Below are 16590 nucleotides of genomic sequence, written 5' to 3'. Positions count from 1 at the left end.
TGGCTCGCACCTCCAGGTATGTACTGCTAACCGACATGAGGGGGTTCTTCAAGGGAGGACAATCTGAATAACCCATACGGAGACTGCTTGCAAAGGTTTGCAAATAGGCAGTGAAACAGCTCTCCACCCACTCCCCACTCCCCACTCCCCACATCACTATCCTTACCCGGCATCCTGCTTGACGCAGCGCAACTCACGGCGTATACTGTCAGATAACGGCGATGACGGGGACGAGTAGCTATCGCCAGCTCTTCAGCGAGCCTGGGACGGTGTGAGCCAGGTAGAAGCGGCGATAGTGAACATCACCCCTGAGCTGGCAGGTGAACCGCGTGATGGTTTCGTCCGCGCAGTAACCGCGCCCGGAACGCCCACCGTTAGCGGGGCAGAGCGTTGATCGACGCTCGCAAAGTGCGGTGCTTCGTGGCAAGTGCCACAGCATCGAATTGGGGTGGTACCGCGGGGTTAATCTGCCTCGTCCCCTGTTGGGGACGAGGCTTTTGGTTTGGTTCGGATGGAGGTTTCATGTTCAGACCAGTTGATACTAACGTGAAGTTTCCCCAGCTCGAAGAAGAGGTAATTGCCTGGTGGGAAGCGAACAACATTGTCGCTAAATCGCTGGCAGCCGGCGACAAGCCGTTTGTCTTTTACGAGGGACCACCAACCTCGAACGGTCGCCCCGGCCTGCATCACACCATCTCTCGCAGTTTCAAAGATGTGATCCTGCGCTACCGCGCTATGCAGGGTTATCGGATCATCGGTCGGCGCGAAGGCTGGGATACGCACGGTCTACCGGTTGAGATCGAGATTGAGAAGAAGCTCGGCTTCAGCGGCAAACCGGATATCGAGCGCTTTGGGATTGCCGAATTTAACCGTCTCTGCCGCGAAAGCGTCTGGGAGTATATTCAGGAGTGGAAGGCGTTTACCAAGCGCATCGCCTTCTGGCTCAGCGAAGATGCCTACATCACTTACGAAAACGATTATATCGAGTCGACGTGGTGGATCTTCCGGCAACTATGGGATCGCGGGCTGCTCTTCCGCGATTACAAAGTGACGATGCACTGCCCGCGCTGTGGTACGAGCCTGAGCGACCACGAAGTGAGCCTCGGTGCCCGCGATGATATTGATGATCCGAGTGTGTACATCAAGTTCCGGGTAAACGGGTTCACCACACCGCCACCTGCCGTTGATGGTACTCTCGCAGGAGCTTTTCTGGTAGCCTGGACGACTACGCCCTGGACATTGCCGGCTAATGTCGCCCTGGCCGTGAAGCATGATGCAGAATACGTCGAAGTCGAACACAACGGCGAGCGGCTGGTGATGGCTGCCGCTCTGGTCGGCAATGTCTTGCCGGCTGAGAGCTTTACGGTGTTACGCCACTTCCGCGGCAATGATCTGGTTGGTCTGCGCTACGAGCCACTCTTCCGGGGTGTGCCGGGTGCCGGTGACACCGTCGATTGGGACACTGCTTATCGGGTAATCGCCGACGAGATTGTCAGTCTCGATGATGGTACCGGTATTGTGCACATCGCGCCGGCCTACGGTGACCTTGAGGTTGGACGCAAACACGGTCTACCCACCCTCTTCTCGGTTGGGTTGGACGGGCGCGTGCTGCCTGAATTCACCGAACTCGGCTTTGCCGGTAAGTTTTTCAAAGAGGCCGATCCCGATATTACGCGGAATCTGAAACAACGGGGTTTACTCCTGCGCAGTGGCCGGGTCCGTCACTACTACCCCTTCTGCTGGCGCTGTAGTACACCGCTGCTCTACTACGCCAAGCGCTCGTGGTACATTCGCACAACCGCGTTCAAGGCCGATCTGGTTGCCAATAACCAGCAGATTCACTGGGTTCCAGAGCATATTCGCGATGGCCGCTTCGGTAACTGGCTTGAGAATAACATCGACTGGGCAATCAGTCGTGAGCGCTACTGGGGAACGCCAATCCCGATCTGGACCAACGCCGATGGCTCGCACATGGTCTGTATCGGTTCACTGGCCGAACTGGAAGAGAAGGTCGGGCGTTCACTGCGCGATGTTGATCTCCACCGTCCTTACATCGATGAGGTGGTGTGGGAAGACCCCGAACACGGCCTGATGCGGCGTATTCCCGACGTTGCCGACTGCTGGTTTGACAGTGGCTCGATGCCGGTTGCGCAGTGGCACTATCCATTTGAGAATCGCGACATCTTCGAGATGGCCCACCCCGCCGATTACATCTGCGAGGCGGTTGATCAGACTCGGGGCTGGTTCTATACCCTGCACGCGATCAGCACGCTGCTCTTCGACCGGCCGGCGTTCAAGAATGTGATCTGTCTCGGTCATATTCTCGACGAGAACGGTCTTAAGATGAGCAAGAGCAAGGGCAACGTGATCGAGCCGGAAGAGGTGATCAATGCCTACGGTGTTGATGCGTTGCGCTGGTACCTGTTCACCGCTGCACCTCCCGGTAATGCCCGCCGCTTCAGTATGGCCCTGGTCAGTGAGAGTATGCGGAAATTCCTGCTGACCCTCTGGAATACGTATGCCTTCTTCGTGACCTACGCCAATCTCGATCAGTGGCAGCCGGGCAGCAATCGTACTGCCGAACTGCAACCGATTGATCGCTGGGCGCTGGCGGCACTCAATCAGCTCGTCCAGCAAGTCACCGTGTGCTTCGAGGAGTACGATGTCTATACGGCGGCCAATGCCATCGAACATTTCGTCGATGAGCTGTCGAATTGGTATGTGCGCCGTAATCGTCGTCGCTTCTGGAAGAGTGAAGCTGATGCTGACAAAGAAGCTGCATACCAGACACTCTACACCTGTCTGGTGACGGTGGCGAAGCTGGCGGCACCGTTTATTCCGTTCGTCAGTGAAGAGATCTATCGTAATCTGGTCGCCGAGCGTGATCCGTCCGCCGCCGAGAGTGTGCATCTTGCTCAATGGCCACGTGTCGATCAGTCACTACTCGATGCGCAACTGGTCAGCGATACCGAAGCACTGCTCACCGCCGTTTCGCTGGGGCGGGCAGCGCGAAAGCAGGCCAACCTGAAAGTTCGCCAGCCGCTGAGTGAAATCTGGCTGCGGGCCAGCACGCCAGCAGTCCTCAACGGTGTACGGCGCTTTGAGAGTGAGTTGCGTGATGAACTCAACGTGAAGGCAGTACGCTACCTTGACGCCAGCAGTGCCGTGGTGGAATATCGGTTAAAGCCAAATCTGCGCCTGGTCGGCAAGAAGTTTGGTAAGCTGGTACCAACCCTCACCGCTGCCCTGCGCGACCTGAACGGTGAAGCGGCGCGGACTGTGGCCCAGGCGGTAGAAGCCGGCCAGCCTGTCCACCTGACAGTTGATGGTCAGACGGTGGAACTGTTGGCAGAGGAAATCCTGGTTGAGAGTAGTGCACCGGCAGGGTACGTCGTTGCCGAGGCCGATGGGATGCTGGTTGCATTGAATACCACCGTGACCGAAGAGCTGCGGCTCGAAGGCGCAGCACGCGATCTGGTACGTTACGTGCAGGATGCGCGTAAGAGTGCAGGGCTGGCGATCAGTGACCGCATCCATCTCTTCCTCCACACTGCCAACCAGAGTGAGTTGCTTGCCAGTACGCTGGCCCAGTACGATCAATACCTCAAGACCGAGACACTGGCCCTGGAACTCACTGTTGGCACACCGCCGACCAATGCCTACACCGAAACCCACGAATTCGGTGATGGTGAGCTGACAGTCGGCGTGGTGAAAGCGGGGTAGCGCCAATTTAAACCTCTGTGCTCTCGGCGTGTCTCTGTGGTTGAATGGCACCACAGAGGCACAGAGGTCACAGAGGGGGAGCGGAAGATATCTAACAAAACATCTCTGTGCTTTCCGTGTCTCTGTGGTTATATCACACCACAGAGGCACAGAGGTCACAGAGGGGAAGATAGAGAAATGGAGCTGAATAGTTTAACCGAACAAATTATTGGAGCAGCTATTGAGGTTCATAAAGAGCTAGGGCCAGGTCTTCTTGAGTCTGCTTACGAAATGTGTCTGTGTAGAGAGCTGGATTTGCGAGGCATTCCCTTTGAACGTCAAAAAATGCTTTTTGTCGAATATAAAGGCATACAACTTGATTGCAGTTATCGACTTGATTTGCTTGTGGCACAACGTATTGTTGTAGAGATCAAGTCTGTCGAAGCAATACAACCTATTCACGAAGCACAACTATCAACGTACTTGAAATTAGGCGGATGGCGACTCGGCCTCCTCATCAACTTTAATGTTCCTGTGCTCAAAAATGGTATTCGCCGACGAATCATCTAAAAGTACCTCTATGTTCTCCGTGTCTCTGTGGTTATATTACACCACAGAGACACAGAGGTCACAGAGGGGGAGCGGAAGATATCTAACAAAACATCTCTGTGCTCTCCGTGTCTCAGTGGTTATATCACACCACAGAGGCACAGAGGTCACAGAGGGAGGAGGAGAGTGAAGGACACCCAACAAAAGACCTCTGTGTTCTCCGTGTCTCTGTGGTGCATTCAAAAGCGGAGTTAAGCGACGATGATGGTATCGCGATGGCACTTACGACCACGCTGTAGCGGTGGCGCAGGCGTTATTCAGACGGAGACGGGCTTGCGTCTGATTCGACCAGCCGGTCCTGCCAACCGCTATCGGAATGCGCAGCTCGATGATTTCCGGCAGTGGCCTGGATCTGCCCGTGCATTGCAGCCACCGTTTACCCTTCGCCTTCGTGCACGCACATCACATCCGGCAGACCGGCTGGTTGGCACTGCCGGATTTGGCTTGTGGAGTTACCCGTGGGCCAGACCGCTTCGTATGCCACAGGCAGTCTGGTTCTTTTTCGGTGCACCACCACACGATATGCCACTGGCAATGGGCATACCCGGCCACGGCTGGAAAGCTGCTGTCGTTGACACAAGTCGTCCGACGGCCTGCAAATGGATACCGCTTGCGCCGTTCATTGTCCCGCTGCTCAACATTCCCCTGCTGTACCGCCGCATCTGGCCATGCATCCAGCGCGATGTTGGCGTCGCCGAAGCAGTCATCAGCCAGGACATAGATCAGTGGCACGAGTATGAAATTCGGTGGGGGCTGCATGAAAGCGAACTTCTGGTTGACGGTACAACAACATTACGGGCACCCTCACCTCGTGGCCCGCTCAGTATCGTGATCTGGATTGACAATCAATACGCGATTGTGCGTCCAACCGGGCAACTAGGCTGGGGTGTTCGTGCCTGCGACGAAGCCCAATGGCTTGATGTAGCCCTGATCTCACCCATCCAATTCCCAACTCCGTAGCTCTTCCAGCCAGCGATGACTGGTCAGATCCATGTGTACCGGCGTCAGGCTGGCATATCCGTCACTAATGGCAGCAATATCAGTGCCTTCCTCGTAATGATCTTCAGGTTCTGCGCCATCAATCCAATAGTACGGTCGGCCACGTGGATCATACCGCACCACCAGCTCATCACGATACACCCGACGACCCAGGCGGCCAACTTTAATCCCACGCAAGCCGGTGGGTGGCACTGCCGGAATGTTCAGATTTAACAGCACCTCTGAAGGCAAGGAGCGCTCATGAATCAGCGTAACCAACTGGCATACCGCTATTTGCGCCGCCCGAAAATCCCATTTCCCATCCTTCGGGCGTACCTGTGATACCGCCAGACCGGGAATGCCAAACACCAGCCCTTCCATCGCCGCGGCGACAGTCCCTGAATAGAGCAGATCGGTACCCAGATTCGCACCCAGATTAATCCCCGACACCACCAGATCGGGTTTGCGGTCGAGCAATCCCATAACCGCCAGTGCCACACAATCAGCCGGCGTACCATCGCAGATCAGCGCTGGTGAGCCATCGCTCAACGTTCCTTCCCAGGCTCGCAATGGATCAAACAGCTTACGATAGTGACCGGCAGCGCTCCAGTTTCGATCCGGCGCAACAACAGCCACTTCGCCAATGTCACTTAAAGCAGCACGCAGTGCTACCAGACCCGGACTCTGGTAGCCATCATCGTTGGTTACCAAAAAGTACATATCACTCCTTCGGTAATTCAATATCGGTTAACCTAACCGTCTTCCGTCCCTGGAACTTGATAGTCTTCTGACCTTCACTCGACATCTGGCCGTGCTGTTCGAGGTTGGCAATCTCTTGTTGCATCGTTGCCGCCAGTTCTACTTCACCCTGATTGAGCAAGCGGGTGACGGCACTCTTCAGCTTCTGGGTTGCCCCACTGACATCACCGACTGCCAGGTCTTGCAAGGCGCGCGTTTGTAGCTTAAAGGCGCTGACCTTCTCGACAATGTTCATGACGTTGGGATTGACCTGTTGCAACTGGGCTGGATCGGCGGTAAAGGTGAGCATAATGTCAATTTTCGTCTTCTCACCCTGAATCTGTAATGCCGGTGCATCGTAGCTGATTTCCGCCTGACCGATCCGATATGTTCCCATAGGACGGGGATCGATCACCAATTCGATGAGCAATGCCCGTATCTGTCCACTCTCAAGCTCGCCGAGATTGACACTGACAGCCCGATCAGCAATTGGCTGATAACCGAGATTGTCAATGAGCGGTGTCACCTGCCAGACGGCCCGTGGTGTCACTCCCTGCACCAGGCGCAGCGTGAGGACACTGTTCTGGATGGTGGTCTGCTGGGCACGCTGTACCGTGTGCTGAAAGTATTGCACAATCTCGCCGGGCTGCGCAATGTAATCAGCCCCCCCCCGCGAACGATTTGCCATTTCAATCAGCAGGTCTTCGTTCCAATCCTTACCGATTCCCAACGCTGTAATCGGAATCCCCAACCGCCCGGCATCGTCTGCCCGGAGCAGACACTCCTTCTCGTGTTCGGTCTGACCATCGGTTAACAGTACCAGTCGGCGCACTCCCTGCGGCATCTTTTGTAATTCCTGTAACCCCTTCTCCAGGGCCGGAGCGATTCGGGTACCACCGGCATCGCGGATCCGATGCACCAGATCGAGGATCGCTGCCCGTTGTCGCACCGGTTGGGCCGGTACCAACACCTCAGTCCGATGGTCGAAAATCACAATCGAAATGATATCCTGCTCATTGAGTTGCTCGATTGCGCGAACCACCGCCTGTCGCAACCGTTCAATCTTCTCGCCCTTCATCGAGCCGCTGCGGTCGAGCACAAAACAGACGTGAATCGGTACTCGTACCTGTGTCAATACCGCACCCGGCTGTGCCTCAAGCAATACATACGCTACCTGTGGCGTGGTTGTTGCGGCCAGAAAGGGACGCGCCAGTGCAGCACGTAGGGTAACTTCTCCTGCCATGGCAAACTCCTCATCTCTGCATGACGGCCATTCGGCGAAATAACTTCGCCTATGCGACGATGCGAGGTCGGCAACGGTTGCAACTACCTGTATTGTAGCGCACAATAGGCAAATTCACAGGCAATCCTCTGGCAAAGCTGGAGATGACGGGAACTACCAGCCTGGACACTAATGGCAAGCCCAATGATAGAAGCGAGGTTCTAATTGGTGCAGCCCTGGTATGTAAGAGAGGAAAATACCGGAGACACCATAGTTTTCGCCGCCCAACTTACCATGAGGATCATGAGCAATTGTAGCACTGTGGCAGAGGTTGAACACCTGATGCAGCGGATCTGGCAGTAATCGGGATGTAATAGAATTACGCACTAGATTGACAATCGTTCACGATCTGTGAGGCACAAGCCATGTTTTTGGCGTGAGGAAGCATGATAGCCTTCGCACCCATTACATCGATACCAGACGCATGTCGCCGATGATTTGAAAAGGTTCCCGCCAACAATCTATCGGTGCGTCGAACAATGGCGGACAGCAAACGGCTTTTATGCCGAAACCTTGCTCAGCGCAAGAAACGTAACACCCGCCCATCAAGCAAACTGCTGAGCAACAGACGGTCAATCAGCGGATCACGCTGCATCAACAGATCAACCTCAGACCGGCAATAGGGACAGGAGGTCAGATGATGAGCAATAGTAGCCTGTTGAGCAGGTGTAAGCAGGCCCTGGCAGTAATCGATTAACTGATCGGTAGACGGGCAAAGAACCCGATATAACCGTCGTCGTAAAGCCTGCTGGAGATTACGCAGAGTTACTAAACGTTGACGACAAAGATCGCAGTGGTGAAGGTGTTGAGCGGTGGCTTCATCAAGCTCACCATCGACTGCTGCAACAAGTTCCAGACCAGAAAGATGACCTGCGCCGTCACTTCGTTGATCGTTCTCCATACCGGCGCGCCTCCAGATAGTACCGGCAGATTGATCTGCACACATTTCCTGTTGAAAGAAACGTTAACGGGGACGTTTTTTTACGTCCCCGTTACCATCATTTTCCAACCGGCTCTATATCTGGTCGGCAATAGTGCGCAGATGGCTATTCCGACTCAGCCGACTCAACACGTTACGCTTGATATTGTACACATCGTAGACGCTCTCGAAAAGCGTATTGTAGCGCTCGAAGATTGCACGCGGCGTCAAACCCAGGACGAACGAGCCATACACCACAACACGTTCACCCTCACTGTGCAACTGACTATCAATGTAGCGCCAGAACTCCTGCCGATCAACCCGTTGCATTGCCTCTTCATCGGGTGCTGAGAGGGGCATACGCTGAAGATCGATCCGCTCTTCGGGCATCATTTCCGCCCACGATTGTGCACGCACCGCATCAATCACCACACTGGATGCACAGAGCTGCAAATACTGCAACAGCGCAGCCAGGTTCGGAAAGGCAGCAAACCGTTCAGGAGTCACCGCTCGCCAGAACTTGGTAAAGGCACCCACCACAAAATATTCGCTGCTTTCATCGCTATTGACAAACGCACTACACCGACGAATCCAACCTTCAACCAGCGAGCTGTAGTGCTGAAAGAGGTAACTCCAGGCAAGCTCGTCACGTTCAACTAATGCTCGCCGAAACAGCTCATAACTATAGCGCGAGTCGTGCGACTGACCACGGTAAAACCGTTCACTCTCAATTGCACAGCGCTGGGCCAGCTCCGCAACATCCATCGTCGTAACGTCAATAGCAACCTCATCGCCTACCACTGGCGCCTGAAGGCGGGGTGATTGATGAGAAGGTGTCATTACAGGCGCGATCATAGTTTCCTCGCTTTGTCTGTAGATGCGCTCGTCATCCTGGGTACTCACCGCTACCTGACGTAGTGACGCCGCGCAACGAATACTGATTTCGATCCCTCTGCGCTGCATTGTAGGAAGAGGGCTTGTGAGTGAGAAGATGTTTAGATGAGCAGGAGATGACAAATGAGGAAAACAAAGAGGGCACGTTGTTAACGTACCCTCGAACGATGTGTCCGATGTGATATAAACAACAGATTACAGCTCGCGCAGGCGGACGGCTGCCTGTTCCGGCGTCAGATCACGCTGCGGCTGACCAAGCATTTCGTACCCCACCATAAACTTACGGACAGTTGCCGAGCGGAGTAATGGCGGGTAGAAATGTGCGTGCAGATGCCAGCCCTCGTGAGCAAGGCCATCGGTTGGGCGCTGATGAAATCCCATACTGTAGGGAAACGACACATTGAAGAGGCGGTCATAGCGACCGGTTAACTCGCGCAATATCGCCGCCAGGCCATCGCGACCACTCTCATCAAGATCACCAATGGCACCGGCGTGCACCCGCGGTAACACCAACGTCTCGAAGGGCCACACAGCCCAAAACGGCACCAGCGCTACCCAGGCGTCGTTGGCACACACGATCCGCTCACCAAGCTGCAACTCCAGCGCCAGATAGTCGCAAAGCAGGCAACGTTGATGTTCGTGCCAGTAGGCCGTCTGAGTCGCCAGCTCTTTGCGCATCTCGTTTGGCAACTGCTCGTTAGCCCAGATTTGACCGTGAGGATGTGGATTGGATGCGCCCATCATCGCACCGCGATTCTCAAAGATCAACACCGACTGCACCCAATCGATAGCCCCCAACTCGTTGTACTGGTCAACCCACACGTCAATGACCCGCCTGACCTCTGCCTGAGACATCTGGGCCAGCGTCAGATCATGACGAGGTGAAAAGCAAACCACGCGACACATACCACGTTCGGCCTCGGCATGGAGCAGCGCTGGCCCCGCGTCGTGCTGATCGGCGAGGGGCAGCCGCACACTGACCCGATCCAACGGAATATCGGGTAAAAGAGCAGCAAAATCGTTCTCGAAGACAAACGTCTCGGTATACGGTGGGTTCTGGACACCATTCGCCCGCGTATTTCCCGGACACAGATAGCAGGCCGGATCGTAAGACGGTAATTCGGCCGGTGGCAATGACTCCACCTGCCCCAGCCACGGACGTTGGGTGCGATGCGGCGACACCAGCACCCATTCGCCGGTCAGTCGATTCAGACGGCGGTGCGGTCGCAGAAAGAGTTCTTGCTGTTCCATGCACATCTCGCTTGTTTAGCGCCCGGCCAGACCAGAGGTTGCAATCCCCTCGATGAAATAACGCTGGGCAAACAAGAAGACGATCAGGGTCGGTAGAACAGCGAGGGTGGAGCCGGCCATGATCAGATCAACTCGCGCAGCATAGAGGGCCTGGAGATCGACCAACCCCTGCGTTACAACTTTACGATCCGGACTGCTAATGATAATCAGCGGCCAGAGAAAACTATTCCAGGCGTAAAGAAAGGCAAACGTCGCCAGCGTGGCAATAGCAGGGCGGGCCAGCGGCAAAAAGATACGAAAGAGAATACCCCAGTGCGAAGCACCATCGATTAACGCTGCATCTTCCAGGTCTTTCGGTACACTCATGAAAAACTGACGGAGCAGAAACGTTCCGTAAGCGGTAAACAACCACGGGATGATGAGCGCTTCCAGGCGATCAACCCAGCCAAAGACCAGCATCAGACGGTACATCGGCACAATCAGCACCGCAAATGGCACCATCAACGTCGCCAGGTACGCGCCAAACAGCCATTCGCGACCGGGAAAATCGAGGCGGGCAAAGGCATAACCGGCCAGCACCGAGGTAAACACCCACCCCAAAACGACCAACACCGTCACGATAATCGTGTTGATCAACTGCGTACCCAGAGGCACGATACTCAACACCTCCAGATAGTTCGACCAGCGTATCTCGCTCGGCCACAGGGTTGGTGGTACCTGTACCACTTCCGTTGACGGTTTCAGCGAGGATAATACCATATAGATAAACGGAAAAACCATGATGAAGCCTGTGACGCTCAGCACCAGATACGCCAGCAATCGCTCCCATGGTCGGCGTAAGATTGCACTTGCCATGTCCGGCCTCGCTTATTCGTAATGCACCCAGCGCCGTGAAATCCGAAACTGGATCAGAGTCAACAGCAAAATGATAACGAACAACAACCATGCCAGTGCAGACGCATAACCCATCCGACCACCGATAAATGCCTCGCGCCAGAGCAGCGGTACCACCGTTAGCATCGAGTCGGCAGGGCCAACCGTATTGGAACGGGTCAGACCCAGAGCAACTGGTACATCAAACACTTGCAGACAATTGATCAAGGTCGTCACCAGTACAAAAAAAGTCGTCGGCGACAGCATTGGCACCGTAATGAAAAGAAACTGCTGCCAACGACTGGCGCCATCAAGACTGGCGGCCTCGTAGAGTTGGGGCGGTACCCCTTGCAAACCGGCCAGAAAGATCACCATGTTGTAACCGATGGTCTTCCACGAAAAGACTAGAATCACGCTGATCAATCCCCATTCCGGGCTGGTCAACCAGGGGATCGGTTGCAAACCGAGGAGACGCAGAGCGTAATTGACAAACCCAAAATCAATATTGAGCAGGTATCGCCAGAGCAGGGTCACGCCAACGACCGAAGCCACGACCGGAATAAAAAACACTGCCCGGAAAAAGGTGCGTCCGACAATGCGTTCATTCAGGATCACTGCCAGCAACAATGCCGGGACGGTCGAGACAACCAGCGTCACCATCGAAAAGGCTGCGGTATTCCACATCGCCCGATAGAAGGTTGGATCAGATAGCGCACGCTGGTAATTGCTGAAACCAATGATATTTGGGTCACCAAATAGACGTGCATCGGTGAAGCTCAGGTAGAACGAGATACCGAGTGGCACCAGGAAAAAGATCAGCACACCCAAAATCGTAGGTAACAACATACCGAAAGCGTCAAGCCACAGCCGAACACGCCGACCGTTGAGCCGGCGTGAGGAAGCGGCAGGCAACGCTGCCGGTGCCTGTTTGGCCATGTATCACCTCCGGGGAATATCTGAAACGCACATGCGTAGGAGCAATTAATGACCTGGAAGCATTATAAATCAACAAGAGCGAACGGTGCACGCCCACCGTTCGCTCCGTCTGTTATGATCTACTTAAATGTGCTGGCCGTCTGTTCACAGGCCTGTTGACCAAACTGCTCTGGCGTAATCTGGCCGGCAATCATCTGATCCCAGAGGCTCTGCACAGTACCACTAAAATCAGCCCAGTTGCCATCCCAGACCGGTGCTTCGAGCGCGGCATAGGGGATGCCATCGAGGAAGGCCTGGTTATTAGCGGGTGGTGTCGAGGCCAGGAAGGCATCGACTGCGGCCTGATCGCTGCGGGGCGGGATGTTAGTACCCAAAGCAGCCACCTTCGCCGTTGCCTCGGCGCTGGTGAGTACCTTCAGCACTTCCCAGGCTGCCTGCGGGTTGGCCGTCTTTGCATGCACCAGGTACGGCCCCCAGAAGAGCCAGGTACTCTTCACCTTCCCCTCCGGCATCACCGCTACATCCCAGTTGAACTGCGCATTCGTGCGCACACCGGGGGTAAACCAGCGACCATTGAAGTACATCGCAACTTTACCGGCGTTGAAGAGCGCTTCACCATCGGCATCGCCAGCCGGCAACAGCTTCTCGTCGTAGAGCAGACGCACCATCTTCGCGCCCTCAATCGACGCTGGTGTATTCAAAGCACAACCACGACGATCAGGCGTGAAGGGGCTACCACCAGCAGCGTAGACGAAGTATCCCCACGCCGGCCCCCACCAGTTACCAAAGCCAAGGCCGTACTGCTGATTGGCCGGATCGGTCAGTTTCCGTGCTGCATCCAGCATGGTCTCCCAGTTCCAGTTCCCCTCAGCAGCCAGCTCCTTCGGCGTCTTGAGGCCAGCAGCCTTGAACAGGTCCTCGTTGTAGTAGACAACCATGGTCGAGATGTCACGCGGCAGGCCGTAAATCTTACCGTCGCGTGTCAATTGCTCGATCACGTTCGGATAGAAATTGCTCAACTGGAAGCTGCTGTCGGCATCGATCAGCGGCTTCAGATCGAGAATCTGACCGGTATTCACGAAATCTGCCAGCTCAACGCCACCGATCCAGAAAATGTCAGGTGCGTTCCCGGCAGCCAGCTCAGTCTTTAGTTTCTCGAAATAGCCCTGGTTAGGCGCTGGATCGTAGACCGCAGTAATGCCTTTATCTTTCAGCTTCTCATTCACCAGCGCATTCAACTCCTCATAGACGCGCTGCTCGGCAGCATCACCGGGACGTGTGCGCCAGCGAATCGTTATCGACTGCTGTTCACCACTTCCCGTTCCACCACCGGTACTGGTAGTCGGCTGCTGGCTGCCGCCACACGCAGCCAGCACTGTGGCCAACAAGGCCACCAGCGCAATCCACGACAGGGTGCGTTTTCGTAGCATCGTTGCTGTTCCTTTCTCAAATAACCCCCAACCATCTACCACAACCGTCTTCGTCACTCGACTGCCGCAACAGACGTGGCGTGCCATCAAAACGTGCATCAGTGCAGATGACGTTGAACAGTGTGTGGTAGGCGATATTATATGGTTGTTGTGTGAACCATGCAAGTTCTTAATATATCTGTACGGTACGATGCTGCCACATACCACAACAAAACGCGGTACAATGTGTCATATCAGAATACCTCATAGCACAACGCTGGAAAGGAGAGAGGAATGCAACCTGAATGGAGCGGTGATCCAGAAGTGAAACCGGTATTCCTGGCAGTGACGTTGACCGGCATGGTCGCGTTCCTGTTGATGGTCTGGCTCTTTGCATTCTACTGGTGATGGTGAGACTAACGGTGCGCCTGAAACCCGGTTCGTGGGCAGGCGCAATTTTATTCTTGCTAAATCTATGTTTTCTGATACAATAGTTGATAAGTCCAGGATGTAAGCTATGCCTGAAATCAGTACCTGCGATTCACCACAAATTGAAGCCTACCGACTCTTCCTGAAGCTGCACCGTCGGTTTCAGGAGCTTAACCGTGAAGAGTTTCGGCCCTACGATCTTTCGACTCCACAGTACGCAATCCTTTTCTACGCGACCGAAGAAGGGGTTCCGCTCAGTTACATCTGTAACGAGATGCTGACCGACAACTCGAACCTGACCCGGCTGGTTGATCGTCTGGAACGGCGGGGACTGGTACGTCGGGCAACCGATCCGCGAGATCGTCGGGTAACCCTGGTACAACTGACTCCAGCCGGTAAGGCGTTAATTGACGAATTGCGACCACGCCACCGCCGATTGGTTGAACGGCGTCTGAGTTATCTTTCGGCAGAAGAACTGGCAGCCTTTCAGCAAGCGATGCAGCACCTATACGAAGCTCTGCTCACGCATCAAGATCAAGAAGACACTGAATAACTATGCGATCCACCCAGACCCTGTCCAGTCGCCCGGCAATGTTTCGGGCACTCCGTCATCGCAATTATCGCCTCTTCTTCTTCGGACAACTGATTTCGTTGACCGAGACGTGGATGCAAAGTGTGGCACAGGGCTGGCCGGTCTTACGATTAACCGACTCGCCTTTTCTCCTCGGTCTGGTCGCGGCGGCCAATTCGCTACCAGTATTGTTTCTGACCCTTTTCGCCGGGACAGTCGCCGATCGTTTTCCCAAGCGGCGCATTTTGCTGGTCACACAATCGGTTGCCATGATACTCGCGGCAACCCTGGCCGGGCTTACGCTGACCAGTATGGTTCATATCAGTCATGTGCTGATCCTCGCCTTTCTGCTCGGTTGTGTTAATGCCTTTGATGCGCCAACCCGTCAGGCGTTTACTGTTGAGATGGTAGGGCGTGAAGATTTGTTGAATGCGATTGCCCTCAATTCTTCCATCTTCAACGGTGCCCGCACCATGGGGCCAGCAGTTGCCGGTATTGTTGTGGCATGGATCGGTGAAGGACCGGCGTTTCTCTTCAACGCCCTGAGTTTTGGTGCAGTATTAGCCAGTCTCTCGCTGATGCAGTTGGATGCTCGTCAGGTCAATGGTATGCAGCGTGGCAATATGTTGCGCACCGGTTTGCAGTACATTGCCAGTGAACCTTCAGTTCGGGCATTGCTTTTGCGGGCCGGTGCAGTTAGTTTCTTCTGCTTCGTGCATATCCCTCTTTTGCCCGTTTTTGCCCGTGATATTCTCCAGATCGGTGCCGCCGGACTGGGATGGTTGTCGGCAGCAAGTGGTCTTGGTTCTCTGGTCGCAGCACTGACGCTCGCTCAATTACGTGATGATGCACCACGCGGTAAGCTCCTGACTGCGGCCTCATTGCTGTATGCACCGCTCTTGATCGGCTTTACGCAGGCACGCACAGTGCCGATTGCTCTCTTGTTCATTGGATTGTGTGGTTGGGCCGGCGTGACCACGATGGCCCTGACCAATACGCTGATTCAATTGATCGTGCCCGATGAACTGCGTGGGAGGGTGATGAGTGTGTTTACCCTCTCGTTGATGGGGCTGAGTCCGTTAGGCGGCATGCTTGCCGGTAGTATTGCTGAGTTGGTCGGGAGTGTTCCGCTGGTAGTTGCCGGTAGTGCGCTGATCGGCTGGTTCCTGGTGTTAAGCGTTGAATGGCAGGCGCCGTACTTACGCCGAATGTAGCCTGCCAGGTCAGGGTTGTCGCTCGATCAGACCAGCGAATCGTTCGAGTGTCTGCAAGCCTACCAGGCGAATATCTCCGATCTCGAAAACTGGCTGCATGCGAATCCCACGCTGACGCTGTTCGGTATCAAGTGTCTCAGCCAGTCGTTGCGCTGCACCATCATTCATACAGGCATTAAATGGCTCAATAGCAAGCCCTAAGTCAGCGGCATACGACCGCATAAGCGCCGGTAGGTCACTATCACGAGTCGCTGACACTTCGCCCTGTCGCTCGAAGAGCAATTCATGCATCGGCCAGAAAGCGTCTTGCTCACCGGCACAGAAGGCAGCCGCAGTCGTGATCAGAGAAACCACGCCATGGTTCAACACCGGACGGAAGACATACAGGACGCGCCCGGTCACCACGTACCGTTCGATCAATGCCGGTTCAACCGTCAACACGTGACGGCGACATGTCGTTCAAAGAAAATCTGAATAGTCGGTCAGAGTGAGCGGTGCTGCCGGATCACCCAGCGTGTACGCACCATTTGCATCGCGCCCGACCAGAGCACCACGGTAGGTTACCACCGGCACCACGGTCGCCGGTACTGCAGTGGCAGTCGGCAGTGCTACGGTCGGCGCAGCAACCGTTGGTGCCGTTGTGGATGTGGATGACGCCGACGGAGCAGTCGTTGGCACGACGGCTGTCGGCGACGGCATGTCGGCTACCGGTACTGAAGCCGTACACGCCACCAGCACTACTACAAACGAACAGATCAGGAGACGAGCCATTCGTGCAACCAACA

Annotated in this window: 14 protein-coding genes and 1 other annotated feature; of the genes, 5 read left to right on the top strand and 9 right to left on the bottom strand. The window is 55.1% G+C overall.

The annotated features are described in order from the left end of the window. Positions 1–212: 212 nt before the first annotated feature. Positions 213–483, top strand: a binding site (T-box leader). Positions 484–522: 39 nt separating this feature from the next. From ileS to VAE57_RS04870, 3 genes are all read left to right on the top strand, one after another. Beyond that, positions 523–3723 (top strand): isoleucine--tRNA ligase, encoded by a 3201-nt coding sequence (ileS, locus tag VAE57_RS04880; protein WP_322820776.1) that lies wholly within the window; start codon positions 523–525, stop codon positions 3721–3723. Positions 3724–3900: 177 nt separating this feature from the next. Continuing rightward, positions 3901–4272, top strand: a complete 372-nt coding sequence (locus tag VAE57_RS04875; RefSeq protein WP_322820775.1) for a GxxExxY protein — start codon at positions 3901–3903, stop codon at positions 4270–4272. A gap of 240 nt (positions 4273–4512) precedes the next feature. Beyond that, positions 4513–5271, top strand: coding sequence for a hypothetical protein (locus tag VAE57_RS04870; RefSeq protein WP_322820774.1), 759 nt, complete (start codon positions 4513–4515; stop codon positions 5269–5271). Here the strand turns inward: VAE57_RS04870 and surE are convergent. From surE to VAE57_RS04830, 8 genes are all read right to left on the bottom strand, one after another. After that, positions 5245–6009 carry a 5'/3'-nucleotidase SurE gene (gene surE, locus VAE57_RS04865; RefSeq protein ID WP_322820773.1) on the bottom strand — a complete coding sequence of 255 codons (765 nt, stop codon included), beginning with the start codon at positions 6007–6009 and terminating at the stop codon, positions 5245–5247. The two genes, VAE57_RS04870 and surE, sit on opposite strands and share 27 nt — an antisense overlap. Before the next feature lies 1 nt (position 6010). Then, positions 6011–7270, bottom strand: a complete 1260-nt coding sequence (locus tag VAE57_RS04860) for a vWA domain-containing protein (RefSeq protein ID WP_322820772.1) — start codon at positions 7268–7270, stop codon at positions 6011–6013. Positions 7271–7826: 556 nt separating this feature from the next. Then, positions 7827–8210: a hypothetical protein gene (locus VAE57_RS04855; RefSeq protein ID WP_015909273.1), complete on the bottom strand. Its 384-nt coding sequence runs from the start codon at positions 8208–8210 to the stop codon at positions 7827–7829. A 114-nt stretch (positions 8211–8324) separates the two neighbouring features. Beyond that, positions 8325–9083, bottom strand: coding sequence for a sigma-70 family RNA polymerase sigma factor (locus VAE57_RS04850; RefSeq protein ID WP_322820771.1), 759 nt, complete (start codon positions 9081–9083; stop codon positions 8325–8327). A 234-nt stretch (positions 9084–9317) separates the two neighbouring features. After that, positions 9318–10373, bottom strand: coding sequence for a UDP-glucose--hexose-1-phosphate uridylyltransferase (locus VAE57_RS04845; protein ID WP_322820770.1), 1056 nt, complete (start codon positions 10371–10373; stop codon positions 9318–9320). 15 nt (positions 10374–10388) lie between these two features. Next, positions 10389–11228 (bottom strand): carbohydrate ABC transporter permease, encoded by an 840-nt coding sequence (locus VAE57_RS04840; protein WP_012258534.1) that lies wholly within the window; start codon positions 11226–11228, stop codon positions 10389–10391. A 12-nt stretch (positions 11229–11240) separates the two neighbouring features. Then, positions 11241–12182 (bottom strand): sugar ABC transporter permease, encoded by a 942-nt coding sequence (locus VAE57_RS04835; RefSeq protein ID WP_322820769.1) that lies wholly within the window; start codon positions 12180–12182, stop codon positions 11241–11243. Positions 12183–12301: 119 nt separating this feature from the next. Beyond that, positions 12302–13612, bottom strand: a complete 1311-nt coding sequence (locus VAE57_RS04830; RefSeq protein WP_322820768.1) for a sugar ABC transporter substrate-binding protein — start codon at positions 13610–13612, stop codon at positions 12302–12304. Positions 13613–14108: 496 nt separating this feature from the next. On the opposite strand from VAE57_RS04830, the gene VAE57_RS04825 reads away from it, so the two are divergent. Together VAE57_RS04825 and VAE57_RS04820 are read left to right on the top strand one after the other, a co-directional pair. Next, entirely contained in the window at positions 14109–14573 is a 465-nt protein-coding gene (locus VAE57_RS04825; RefSeq protein WP_322820767.1) for a MarR family transcriptional regulator, read from the top strand. A gap of 2 nt (positions 14574–14575) precedes the next feature. Further along, the gene (locus VAE57_RS04820) at positions 14576–15805 is read left to right on the top strand and encodes an MFS transporter (RefSeq protein WP_322820766.1); all 1230 of its coding nucleotides are present in this window, start codon (positions 14576–14578) and stop codon (positions 15803–15805) included. A gap of 9 nt (positions 15806–15814) precedes the next feature. On the opposite strand, the gene VAE57_RS04815 is transcribed toward VAE57_RS04820, so the two are convergent. After that, positions 15815–16588: an Rcas_1661 family thioredoxin-like (seleno)lipoprotein gene (locus VAE57_RS04815; RefSeq protein WP_322820765.1), complete on the bottom strand. Its 774-nt coding sequence runs from the start codon at positions 16586–16588 to the stop codon at positions 15815–15817. Positions 16589–16590 lie beyond the last annotated feature (2 nt).

Source organism: Chloroflexus sp., assembly GCF_034434295.1.
In the GTDB taxonomy this organism is placed as follows: domain Bacteria; phylum Chloroflexota; class Chloroflexia; order Chloroflexales; family Chloroflexaceae; genus Chloroflexus.
This window is presented reverse-complemented; position numbering and strand designations above follow the sequence as displayed.

Excerpts from the sequence above, each read along its gene's own strand:
- ileS (WP_322820776.1), top strand. The coding sequence starts at position 523 with ATGTTCAGACCAGTTGATACTAACGTGAAGTTTCCCCAGCTCGAAGAA.
- VAE57_RS04875 (WP_322820775.1), top strand. The coding sequence starts at position 3,901 with ATGGAGCTGAATAGTTTAACCGAACAAATTATTGGAGCAGCTATTGAG.
- VAE57_RS04870 (WP_322820774.1), top strand. The coding sequence starts at position 4,513 with ATGATGGTATCGCGATGGCACTTACGACCACGCTGTAGCGGTGGCGCA.
- surE (WP_322820773.1), bottom strand. The coding sequence starts at position 6,009 with ATGTACTTTTTGGTAACCAACGATGATGGCTACCAGAGTCCGGGTCTG.
- VAE57_RS04860 (WP_322820772.1), bottom strand. The coding sequence starts at position 7,270 with ATGGCAGGAGAAGTTACCCTACGTGCTGCACTGGCGCGTCCCTTTCTG.
- VAE57_RS04855 (WP_015909273.1), bottom strand. The coding sequence starts at position 8,210 with ATGGAGAACGATCAACGAAGTGACGGCGCAGGTCATCTTTCTGGTCTG.
- VAE57_RS04850 (WP_322820771.1), bottom strand. The coding sequence starts at position 9,083 with ATGATCGCGCCTGTAATGACACCTTCTCATCAATCACCCCGCCTTCAG.
- VAE57_RS04845 (WP_322820770.1), bottom strand. The coding sequence starts at position 10,373 with ATGGAACAGCAAGAACTCTTTCTGCGACCGCACCGCCGTCTGAATCGA.
- VAE57_RS04840 (WP_012258534.1), bottom strand. The coding sequence starts at position 11,228 with ATGGCAAGTGCAATCTTACGCCGACCATGGGAGCGATTGCTGGCGTAT.
- VAE57_RS04835 (WP_322820769.1), bottom strand. The coding sequence starts at position 12,182 with ATGGCCAAACAGGCACCGGCAGCGTTGCCTGCCGCTTCCTCACGCCGG.
- VAE57_RS04830 (WP_322820768.1), bottom strand. The coding sequence starts at position 13,612 with ATGCTACGAAAACGCACCCTGTCGTGGATTGCGCTGGTGGCCTTGTTG.
- VAE57_RS04825 (WP_322820767.1), top strand. The coding sequence starts at position 14,109 with ATGCCTGAAATCAGTACCTGCGATTCACCACAAATTGAAGCCTACCGA.
- VAE57_RS04820 (WP_322820766.1), top strand. The coding sequence starts at position 14,576 with ATGCGATCCACCCAGACCCTGTCCAGTCGCCCGGCAATGTTTCGGGCA.